The organism is Mycobacterium sp. MFM001 (assembly GCF_003402475.1).
In the GTDB taxonomy this organism is placed as follows: Bacteria; Actinomycetota; Actinomycetes; order Mycobacteriales; family Mycobacteriaceae; genus Mycobacterium.
In genome coordinates this window covers 102,023-114,775 of record NZ_BFAB01000013.1, presented here as the reverse complement: position 1 = coordinate 114,775, position 12,753 = coordinate 102,023, and the positions used below count along the sequence as shown (strand labels likewise).

Below are 12,753 nucleotides of genomic sequence, written 5' to 3'. Positions count from 1 at the left end.
GGGCGCCGCGAACAGTGTGCGCAGGCTTTCATGGCGGCCCACCACATCGGCCAACGCTTGACCCAGCGCATCGGCATCGAGATCCCCGGCCATCCGCAGCGCCACCGCAATGTTGTAAACCGGTGACGGCCCTTCCAGTTGGTCGATGAACCACAACCGGCTCTGCGCAAACGACAGCGGCACGACTGCCGGCCGCTCCGCCGGCCGCAGCGGCTCCAGCCGCTTCCCGTCCCCGCCAATGCGGGGCGCCAGTTGAGCCACCGTCGGCGCCTCGAACACCGTCCGCACCGAAAGGCCCGCATCCAGGCTGGCATTGACCGCGGCGACCAAGCGCATCGCCGACAGTGAATCGCCACCCAGATCGAAGAAGGAGTCGTCGATCCCGACCCGATCGGCGCCGAGGACGTGGGCGTAGATACCGGTCAGGATCTCCTCGACCGCAGTGGTGGGTGCGCGGTAGTGGTCGGCGTCCTGGTACTCCGGCGCCGGCAGGGCGCGCTTGTCGAGTTTGCCGTTGACCGTCCGCGGCAGGGCCTCCAACGCCACCAACGCCACCGGCACCATGTAGGCCGGCAGCCGCTCGGCCAGTGCGGCTTTCACGGTGGCCGGGTCGGCCGTCCCGGTGAAATAGCCCACCAGCTGCTTGTCGCCCGGGCGGTCCTCGCGGGCGATCACCGCCGCCTGCTGCACCCCGTCCAGAGCTGCCAGCGCCGTCTGGACCTCGCCGAGTTCGATGCGATAGCCGCGGATTTTGACCTGCTCGTCGATGCGGCCGAGATATTGCAACTGTCCATCGGCACCCCAGCGCACCAGATCCCCGGTGCGATACATCCGCGATCCGACGCCGCCGAATGGACAGGCCACAAATCGCGACGCCGTCAACCCGGACCGACCCCCATACCCACACGCAACGCCACGACCGGCTGCATACAGCTCACCGACCACGCCGACCGGCACCGGACGCAACCAGCCATCCAGCACGAACAACGCCGCCCCGGACGTCGGCGATCCGATCGGCACCGCGCCCGTGCCCGCCGTGAGCGGCGCGCTGAGCGTCACCCACATCGTGGTCTCGGTCGGACCGTAGGCGTTGACCATCATCCGCCCGGGCGCCCACCGATCCACCACCTCGGCCGGGCAGGCCTCACCCCCCACCAGCAACTCCGTCGACTCCAAACCCTCAGGGGTGAGAACCCCTACGGCAGACGGGGTTTGGCACAAAACACTGACCTGCTCGCCGACGATCAAAGCGTGGAAGTCTCCCGGTGAGGCCGCCACTGCTTCCGGCACCACCACCAATCGCCCACCATGCAGCAAAGCACCGAAGATCTCCCAGCCGGAGATGTCGAAGCCATAGGAATGAGCCTGCGACCACACCCGGTTCGGCGCATCCAAACCGTGATTCACTGACTCCAGCAGCTGGGTCACATTGTGGTGAGTCACCACCACGCACTTGGGGATCCCGGTGGTCCCCGAGGTGTAGATCAGGTAAGCGACATCGTCGGGAAGCGGCGCCGGCAGTGCCGTGTTGGGTTGCGTCTCGATGGCAGGGTCGTTGACATCGATGACCACCGCGCTATGCCCGCGAAGCCGGTCGGCCAGGCCGCTGGTGGTGATCGCGGCGGTCGGCGTGGCATCGTCGAGCATGAACGTGATCCGGGCCTCCGGCAGCACCGGATCGATCGGCAGATACGCCGCCCCGGTTTTCAGCACCGCCAGGATCGTAATGATCGCCTCGGCCGACCGCGACAACAGCAGTGCCACACACTGTCCCGGTCCCGCACCGTGACCAACCAACAAGTGCGCCAACTGGTTTGACGCTTCGTCGAGTTCACGGTAGGTCCACGACCGCCCCCCGCACCTCAGCGCCACCGCATCCGGCGTGCGAGCCACCTGCTCGGCGAACAACACCGGTACCGACACCGACGTCGGCGCTGGCTGGTCCAACACCCCCCGGTTGCCCCAACGATCCAGCCGTGCCTGTTCTGCCTCATCGAGCAGATTCACCGTGGAGAGAGCCCGTACCGGGTCGGTGGTCATCGCGACCAACAGCCTGCGCAACCGCTCGATCAGCGCCTCGATGCTGGCAGACTCGAACACGTCGGTGCGAAATTCCACCTCCCCGCGAATGCCGGCGGGCGCCCCGCCCTCGCTCCAGTGCTCGCCGAGGAAGAACGCCAGGTCCATTCGCGCGGTGTGCGTGTCCACCGGTAGGCGGGTCACCTGCAGATCACCCAACGCCAGCCCGGCCGCGGGATCCTCGTCCTGCCAGTTCTGCCAGCCCAACACCACCTGGACCAACGGGGAATGCGCGAGGGAGCGGACCGGGTTGAGTCGCTCGACCAGTACCTCGAACGGCACATCCTGATGCTCGAAGGCTTCCAGGCTGCGCTGCCGCACTTGGGCCAGCACCCCGGCGAGAGTGGGGTCGCCGGTCAGGTCGACCCGCAGCACCAACGTGTTGACGAAGAATCCCACCAACTCGTCGAGCGCGGGATCGCGTCGCCCGGCGACCGGGAATCCCACTGCCACATCGGAACTGGCGCTCAGCTTGGACAGCAGCACCGCCAGGGCGGCCTGCACGACCATGAAACTGGTCGCGTTGTGCTCACGAGCTACCCGCGCGATCTGCTGCTGCAACTCGGCCGGCCAGTCCACGTTCACCCGGGCGCCGCGCTGATCGGCGACCGGCGGATAGGGCCGATCGGTGGGCAACTGCAGTCGCTCCGGCATCCCGGCCAGCGCCTGCTCCCAGTAGGTCAGTTGTGCGGCGATCCGGCTCTCGTGATCGTCAAGGTCACCGAGATGAGCGCGCTGCCACAGCGTGTAGTCGGCGTACTGCACCGGCAACGGGCTCCAGTGGGGGGCGCGCCCGGCGGCGCGGCTGGCGTACGCCACCCCGAGGTCGTGCATCAGCGGGGTGATCGACCAACCGTCTGCGGCAATGTGGTGCACGACCGCCACCAGCACGTGCTCGTCATCGGCGATACGGAAAAGCGTTGCCTGTAAAGGTATCTCAGTCGCAAGGTCAAACGTGTAACGCGCCGCTGCACCGATCGCGTCATCGATCTGGGTTGCCGGCCAGCCCGTGGCATCCACGACGTCCCAACCGAAGTCGGCCCGCTCGGCCGGCAGCACCACCTGCTGAGGGATGCCCTCATGCGCGACGAACAGAGTGCGCAGGCTTTCGTGGCGGCCCACCACATCGGCCAATGCCTGTCCCAGCGCGTTGACGTTGAGGTGCCCGGCCAGCCGTAACGCGGTGGCCATGTTGTAGACCGGGGACGGTCCCTGGAACTGGTCGATGAACCACAATCGCTGCTGGGAGAACGACAACGGAATCACCGCGGGCCGCGGGCCGACCACCAACGGCTCGAGCCGGCCGGCGTCCCCGCCGATGCGCGGCGCCAACTGGGCCACCGTCGGCGTGTCGAACACGGTACGCACTTCCAGGCCGGCATCCATCGTGGTGTTGACCGCGGCCACCAGGCGCATCGCCGACAGCGAGTCGCCACCGAGATCGAAGAAGGAGTCGTCGACGCCGACCCTCTCGACACCGAGCACCTCGGCGTAGATGCCCGCGAGGATCTCCTCGGTGAGGGTGGAGGGGGCGCGGTACCGCTCGGCATCGGAGTATTCCGGTGCCGGCAGCGCGCGGGTGTCAAGTTTGCCGTTCACCGTCATTGGCCATGCGTCGAGCGTCACCACCGCCGCGGGCACCATGTAGGCCGGCAGCCGCTCGGCCAGTTTCACGCGTAGTTGAGCAGGCTCTGCTGCGCCGGTGACATAAGCCACGAGCCGTTTGTCGCCGGGCCGGTCTTCGCGGGCGATCACCACCGCCTGCTCGACACCGTCCAAACTTGCCAGCGCAGTTTGGATTTCGCCGAGTTCGATGCGATACCCGCGGATCTTGACCTGCTCGTCGGCGCGGCCCAGATAGTCCAACTGACCGTCGTCGCGCCAGCGCACCAGATCCCCGGTGCGATACATCCGCGCACCAACCCCGCCGAAGGGGCAGGCCACAAACCGCGACGCCGTCAGCCCGGTGCGACCCACGTACCCGCACGCCACGCCACGCCCGGCCACATACAACTCCCCGGCCACGCCTGGCGGTACCGGACGCAACCAGCTGTCGAGCACAAACAGCGCCGCCCCTGGCACCGGCGAACCGATTGGTGCACCAGATCCCGGAACCAAAGGCGCGCTGATCGCCGCATAAACCGTGATCTCGGTCGGGCCGTAGGCATTGACCATCACCCGCCCGGGTGCCCACCGATCCACCACCTCGGCCGGGCAGGCCTCACCGCCCACCAGCAATGCTGCCGACCCAGCAATCACCGGCGAGAGCGCCGCCACTGCGAACGGGGTTTGGGTCAGCACGCTGACCTGTTCGCGCGCCAGCAACGCGTGGAAGTCGTCCGGCGACGCTGCCACCGACTCGGGCACCACCACCAGCCGTCCGCCGCGCAGCAACGCACCCCAGAGCTCCAGCACCGAGAAGTCGAAGATATAGGGGTGGCACTGCGTCCACGCCCCTGCCGGCAGGCCGGAGTCCAGGGACTCGAGCAGCTGAGTCACGTTGCGGTGAGTAACCGCAACACCTTTCGGTTTCCCGGTGGTCCCGGACGTGTAGATCAGGTACGCGATGTCGTCGGAAGCCGGCGCCGGTAGCGCGGCAGTGGGCTGAGCATGCACGACTGGGTCGTCGAGGTCGACGACGGACAGGTCATGCCCGGCCAGTCGCCCGGCCACCGCGCCTGTGGTGACCGCGGCAATCGGTGCCGCATCGGAAAGCATGAATTCGAGGCGGGCATCCGGTAGTGCCGGGTCGATCGGCAGATACGCCGCACCGGTTTTCAGCACTGCGAGGATCGCGACGACAGCCTCGGCTGACCGGGAAAACAGCACCGCGACGCGTTGTCCCGGTCCCGCGCCCTGCGCAACCAGCAAGTGCGCCAACTGATTCGACGCCTCGTCAAGCTCACGGTAAGTCATCGAGCGCCCTTGGCAGCTGACCGCCACTGCGTCGGGCATGCGCGCCATCTGCTCGGCGAACAACGCGGGCACCGAGGCCGCCGGTGGCACGGGCCGAGTCAATGTCGCGCGGTTGCCCATCTCATCCAACAGCGCACGCTCAGCGTCATCGAGCACGTCGATCGACGACAGCGGTCGCGTCGGGTCGGCGGTGAGCGCCGTCAACACCCGTGCCAGCCGCTTGATCAGTGTTTCGATGCTGTCGGCGTCGAACACGTCGGTGCGGAACTCGACTTCGCCACCGATTCCGGCGGGCTCACCAGTCTCGCTCCAGCGCTCGGTCAGAGAAAATGCGAGATCCATTCGGGCGGTATGGGTGTCGACCGGCAACGGAGTGATCCGCAAATCACCCAATGCCAGCTCGGCGGTCGTGTTGTTCTGCCAGGCCAACAGCACCTGTACCAACGGGTGGTGAGTCCGCGACCGGGTCGGGTTGAGCCGCTCCACCAGCACCTCGAAGGGCACGTCCTGGTGCTCGTAGGCATTCAGGCTGCGGGAGCGCACCTGGGCCAAAAACTCGGCGACAGTGGGGTCCCCGGTCAGATCAGCGCGCAGCACCAACGTGTTGACGAAAAAGCCCACCAAGTCATCGAGGGCGGGATCCCGCCGCCCGGCGACTGGGAACCCCACCGCCACATCGGAACTGGCGCTCAGTTTCGACAACAACACGGCCAGGGCGGCCTGCACCACCATGAAGCTGGTCGCGTTGTGCTCACGAGCCACCTGCGCGATCCGCTGCTGCAACTCCGCCGGCCAGTCCACGTTCACCCGGGCGCCGCGCTGATCAGCAATCGGCGGATAGGGTCGATCGGTAGGCAACTGCAGCCGCTCGGGTATCCCTGCCAGCGCCTGCTCCCAGTAAGTCAACTGCGAGGAGATGCGGCTGTCGCTGTCCTCCAGGTTCCCCAGTTGCGCGCGCTGCCACAGCGTGTAATCGGCGTACTGCACCGGCAATGGCGCCCAGTCGGGAGGCTGTCCGGCAGACCGGCTGGCATACGCCACCGCCAGATCACGCACCAACGGGGTGATCGACCAGCCATCCGCGGCGATATGGTGCGCTACCGCCACCAAGATGTGTTCGTCATCGGCGATTCGGAAAAGCGTTGCCCGCAAGGGGATCTCGTTGGCCAAGTCAAAGGTATGACGAGCTATGGCATCGATAGCCTCATCGAGCCGCCCAGCCGGCCAGCCGGTGGCATTCACGACGTCCCAACCGAAGTCGGCCCGCTCGGCGGGCAGTACCACCTGCTGCGGGACGCCCTCGTGCGCGGCGAACAAAGTGCGCAGACTTTCATGCCGGGCCACCACGTCCGCCACGGCTTGGCCCAGCGCGTCGGCGTCAACTTGGCCGCTCAACCGCAATGCGGTCGCCATGTTGTAGACCGGTGAGGGCCCCTGCAACTGGTCGATAAACCACAACCGGTTTTGTGCAAACGACAACGGAATAACGGATGGCCGCTCCACCGGTCGCAACGGCTCCAGCCGACCGGCGTCTCCGCCGATCCTGGGCGCCAATTGGGCCACCGTCGGCGACTCGAACACCGCACGCACCGAAAGCCCGGCATCCAGGCCGGTATTGACCGCCGCGACCAAGCGCATTGCCGATAGCGAATCACCGCCCAGATCAAAGAAGGAGTCGTCGACGCCCACCTGGTCCAGGCCGAGAACCTGGGCGTAGATGCCGGCCAAGACCTCCTCTATGGCGTTGCCGGGGGCGCGGTACCGATCGGCATCGGTGTATTCCGGAGCGGGCAGCGCCCGCTTGTCGAGTTTGCCGTTGACAGTCAATGGCCACGAGTCAAGTACCACCACCGCCGCGGGCACCATGTACTCGGGCAGCCGCGGTGCCAGTGCGGCGCGCGTCGCCGCGGGGTCGGCCGTCCCGGTCACGTAGCCCACCAGCCGCTTGTCGCCGGGGCGGTCTTCGCGGACGATCACCACCGCCTGCTCTACCCCGTCGCAGGCAGCCAACGCCGCCTGGATATCGCCGAGCTCGATGCGATACCCGCGGACCTTGACCTGCTCGTCGGCACGGCCAAGATATTGCAGCTGCCCGTCAGCACCCCAGCGGACCAGATCGCCGGTGCGATACATCCGTTGTCCCGCACCACCGAACGGACAGGCCACAAACCGCGACGCGGTCAGCCCGGCCCGGCGCCAATACCCGCAGCCCACCGCGGCGCCGGCCACGTACAACTCGCCGATCACCCCGATCGGCACCGGACGCAACCAGCCGTCCAGGACGAACAAGGACGCCCCTGGCACCGGTGAACCGATCGGTACCACTGCCGACCCCGGTGTCAGGGGCGCACTCAACGTCACCCACATGGTGGTCTCGGTGGGGCCGTATTCGTTGATCATCACCCGGCCGCCGGACGCCCAGCGATCCACCAATTCGGGCGAGCAAGCCTCACCGCCTACCAGTAACTTGGTCGACTCCAACCCCTCAGGGGCGAGAACGCCTACCGCAGAAGGCGTTTGGCACAAGATGCTGACCTGCTCGGAAACAAGCAAGGCGTGGAAGTCGTCCGGTGAGGCCGCCACCGACTCGGGCACCACCACCAGCCGGCCCCCCTGCAGCAGAGCGCTGAAGATCTCCCAACCCGAGATGTCGAAGCTGTAGGAGTGCCACTGCGTCCAAACTTGCTCCGGCGCAGCCAAACCCGGATCCAGCGACTCCATCAGTCGGGTGACGTTGTGGTGGGCGATGGCCACTCCCTTGGGCACGCCGGTGGTACCCGAGGTGTAGATCAGGTAGGCGATGTCATCGGGTGAGGGCGCGGGAAGTGCTGTGTTGGGTTGGGCACACACGGAGGGGTCGTTGACATCGATGACCGCCACGTCGTGCCCGTCGAGCCGGTCGGCAAGCCCCGCGGTGGTGATGACGGCGATCGGGGTGGCGTCGGCGAGCATGAAGCCGACCCGCGACGCCGGCAGCACCGGGTCGATCGGCAGATAAGCCGCGCCGGTCTTCAGCACCGCCAGGATCGAGACGATTGCCTCGGCCGACCGGGAGAACAGTAATCCCACACAGGTACCGGGACCCGCTCCCCGATCAATCAGCAGGTGCGCCAACCGATTAGCGGCCTCGTCGAGCTCACGGTAGGTCATCGAGCGGCCTTGACAGCTGATCGCCACCGCCTCCGGGGCTCGCGCCACCTGCTCGGCGAACAACACCGGAATCGATACCGGCGTAGGCGTGGATGCGGTCAGTGCCGCCCGATTACCGATCTCATCCAGGCGGGTCCGCTCGACGTCGTCGAGAACATCGAGCGACGAGACGCGTCGGGTGGGCTCGGCGGTGATGGCCACCAACATCCGCCGCAACCGCTCGGTGAGGGTTTGGATGCTTTGCGGGTCGAAAACGTCGGTGCGAAATTCCACCTCGCCGACGATCCCGGCGGGATCGCCTGCGTCGCTCCAGTATTCGTTCAGTGAGAACGACAGGTCCATACGGGCGGTCTGAGTGTTGACCGGCAGCGGCGTGACCTGCACGTCGCCCAACCCCATCCCCGCCGCGGGATCGCTGTGCCCGGTGAAGTTCTGCCATGCCAACAGCACCTGCACCAGCGGGGCGTGGGTCAGGCTGCGACTGGGATTGAGCCGCTCCACCAGCACCTCGAAGGGCACGTCTTGGTTCTCGTAGGCGGCCAGGCTGCGTTGACGCACCTGCGCCAACAGCTCAGCCACTGTGGGATCCCCGGACAGATCCATCCGCAGCACCAAGGTGTTGACGAAAAACCCAACCAACTCATCGAGTGCGGGATCGCGCCGCCCCGCGACCGGGAAACCCACGGCCACATCGGAACTGGCGCTGACCTTCGACAACAGCACCGCCAAAGCGGCCTGCACCACCATGAAACTGGTCGAGTCGTGCTCGCGAGCGACCTGCGCCACTCGCTGCTGCAACTCGGCCGGCCACTGCACGGCCACCCGGGCGCCCAGGTGATCGGCGACCGGCGGGTACGGCCGATCGGTGGGAAGGTCAAGCCGCTCAGGCAATCCCGCCAGGGCATCTTGCCAATAGCCCAGCTGCGCAGCGATGCGGCTTTCGGGGTCGTCCAGAACTCCCAATTGGTCCCGCTGCCACAACGTGTAGTCGACATACTGCACCGGCAACGGGTCCCACTGCGGGGCCTGCCCGGCGCACCGGCTGGCGTAGGCCGCGCTGAGATCACGCGCCAGCGGAGTGATCGACCAGCCGTCGGCGGCGATATGGTGCACCACGATCACCAACATGTGCTCGACATCGGTGATGCGGAAAAGCCTTGCCCTTAATGGAATTTCGGCGGCCAGGTGGAAGGTATGCCGTGCTGCCGCATGGATGGCCTCATCGAGCCGGTCGGCCGACCAGCCGGCGGCGTCCACGACGTCCCAGCCGAAGTCGGCCTGCTCCGCCGGCATCACCACCTGCTGCGGGACCCCGTCGGGTGCGACGAACAGGGTGCGCAAGCTTTCATGGCGGGCCACCACGTCGGCCACCGCCTGACCCAGCGCGTCGGCGTCAAGACGCCCGGACAGCCGCAACGCAGTCGCCATGTTGTAAACCGGGGACGGGCCCTGGAACTGGTCGATAAACCACAGCCGGTTTTGGGCAAACGACAACGGAATGACCGCCGGCCGCTCCACCGGCCGCAACGGCTGCAGCCCACTGCCGTCCCCGCCGATCCGCAGCGCCAACTGAGCGACGGTGGGAGCTTCGAACACGGTTCGCACCGAAAGCCCAGCATCCAGACCGGCATTGACCGCGGCGACCAAGCGCATCGCCAACAGCGAATCGCCACCCAAATCAAAGAACGACTCGTCGACGCCCACCCGCTCGACACCGAGTACCTGAGCATAGATGCCGGCCAACACCTCTTCGACCGCGGTGGTCGGGGCGCGATACCGATCAACATCGCTGTATTCCGGTGCCGGCAGAGCGCGCTTGTCGAGTTTGCCGTTGACTGTCAGCGGCAGCGCCTCAACGACCACCACTGCGGCCGGCACCATGTAAGCCGGCAGCCGCTCGGCGATCGCGCTACGCAGCTCGCGCGGGTCGGCTGTCCCGGTGACATACCCGACCAGCCGCTTGTCGCCGGGGCGGTCCTCGCGGGCGATCACCACCGCCTGATTCACACCTTCGAGGACACTCAATGCCGCCTGGATTTCACCGAGTTCGATGCGATACCCGCGGATCTTGACCTGCTCGTCGGCGCGCCCCAGATAGTCCAACTGCCCATCGGCGCGCCAACGCACCAAATCCCCGGTGCGATACATCCGCGCCCCGGGCTCGCCGAACGGGCACGCCACAAACCGCGACGCCGTCAACCCCGAGCGCCGCCAATAGCCGCAGCCCACGCCGCCGCCGGCCACATACAACTCACCGACAACGCCCTCAGGCACCGGACACAGCCAGGCATCCAGCACAAACAGTGCCGCTCGCGGTACCGGCGATCCGATTGGCGCACCCGACCCGGGCTCCAACGGCGCGCTGACCGCCGCATACACCGTCGCCTCGGTCGGGCCGTAAGCGTTGATCATCACCCGCCCGGGCGCCCACCGATCCACCAGCTCGGCCGGGCAGGCCTCACCGGCCACCACCAACGCCGTTGACTCCAGCCCCTGCGGCGACAGCATCCCCGCCGCCGACGGGGTTTGACACAAAACATTGACCTGCTCGTCAATCAGCAAGGCGTGCAAGTCATCTGGCGAGCCTGCCACCGATTCGGGCACCACCACCAGCCGTCCGCCACCCAACAACGCACCGAAGATCTCGAACACCGAAACGTCGAAGACCAACGAATGCCACTGCGACCACACCCCCGGCGCCGGCAGCCCAATGTCCAGCGACGCCAGCAGCTGCGTCACGTTGCGGTGGGCGACCGCAACGCCTTTGGGCACACCGGTGGTGCCGGAGGTGTAGATCAGGTAGGCGATGTCATCGGCAGCCGGGCTCGGCATCGCGCTGCTGGGTTGGCTATCCAAAGCGGGGTCGTTGACGTCGATGACCGTCACGCCATGCGGCTCGAGCCGCTCGGTCAGCCCGCTGGTGGTGATGACCGCAATCGGCGAGGCATCGCCGAGCATGAACTGCAGGCGGGCGGCGGGTAGTGCCGGATCGATCGGCAGATAAGCAGCGCCGCTCTTGAGTACCGCAAGGATCGCCACAATTGCCTCGGCCGACCGGGAAAGCAGCAGCCCCACACAGGCCCCCGGGCGCGCACCCTGAGCGACCAGCACGTGCGCCAACCGGTTGGCCGCCTCGTCGAGCTCCCGGTAAGTCAACGAGACACCACCGCAGGTCAGCGCCACTGCCTCCGGCGTTCGCGCCACCTGCTCACCAAACAACGCCGGAACCGACACCGGCGAGGGTGCCGGCGCCGTCAACACCCCCCGGTTACCGATCTGCTCCAGCCGGAGCCATTCGGCCTCGTCGAGCAGATCCACCGACGACACCGCCCGTTTCGGGTCGGCGGACATCGCCACCAACAACCGCTCCAAACGCCTCGCCAGCTCCGAAACGTCAAACCTCGACCAAGGCTGCCCACCACCAACCGTGCTCAAAAAGAGCTGGTCATCAGCGGTGGAGAAGATCAATCCGAAGCCGCCGACAATGCCGGGATTCGTGTATGACGCCCGTGCTGCAGCACCTCCGAAGGACAGTGTGACCGCAGGCGGAAGGAAATTCACGCTCACCCGGTCGGCCAGCTGCCCCGGGCTGCGGAGGTGGGTCTTGCGTTCGAGCGCTTGCACCGGGAACCTCTGATGCTGCAACGCTTCCCGGATCCGGGTGTCGACGTACTCAGAGAAATCGGCAAGCGTCGAATCCGGCGAAACCCTCAGCACCAGTGGCACAATCCCGGCGAGCATGCCGGGAAGCGTCTTCGACTCGGGACTTACCCGCCGATTGACTGGGAAGTCGAGTACCACCTCTGAGCCGTCAGCGCACCACCCACGCACCAGGAGCGCGCACGCCGCGGTGATGACCGATGATCGGGGCACGTTCCAAGCTCGCGATAATTCGTCAACTCGGCCGACGACTTCGGGGTCCAACTGAACTGTCGCAGAAAGCGCGTACGCATCATCGTCGCCTGCAGCCTGCGACAATCGATAATCCAGTCCGCCTTCCGACGGAAGATTCCCAGTCCAATACGCCTGATCTTCCAGATAATCGTCGGAGGCTTCGTACTCCAACTCGCAGTCGACCAAGTCCTGTAATGAGCCAAACAGCGCAGGAGGGACTGGTGCACCAGAAACGATCGCCGAGTAGACAGAGGCAATCCGATGGCCGACCAGCAAGATGCCCGTTCCGTCAATGACTATGTGGTGGCCGCACGCAAATAAGTAGAATTCATTGGCTTGAGTCCGGAATAACGCAAACTTGAAGAGCGGCCCGGTCGGCGGCATTGGGATACGCCGGATTGATTCCGCTAGCTGGTGCGCCTCCTGCACGGGATCGGGCACGTGCCTGAGATCGTAGAACGGAAGCTCGACGTCCGGGTAGTCAATCGGCCGTTGGAAAACCTGGCCGTCCACCTCGAAAAACGCGGCTCTGGCCGGCTCGGCCTCCGTCACCACCCGGCGGATGGCCCATTCCAGGGCATCACGATCTAGGGCGCCCTCGATCTTCACGAAAAGGGCAAGCTGCCACTCCGTACCAGCGGGATGTGTTTCCTGCGCAAGCCATATATCCAGTTGCCCGCGCGTCACCGGAAGTGCCCGGTCGTCAAGCTCCAT

General features: G+C 66.3%; 1 protein-coding gene (running past one end of the window). It reads right to left on the bottom strand.

The genetic code is table 11. The features are described from left to right. Positions 1-12,753: the start of a non-ribosomal peptide synthase/polyketide synthase gene (locus tag MFM001_RS20145; RefSeq protein ID WP_116377025.1), read on the bottom strand. 13,272 nt of this gene lie to the left of the window's left edge; only the first 12,753 of its 26,025 coding nucleotides appear in the window; its start codon is at positions 12,751-12,753; the stop codon falls past the left edge of the window.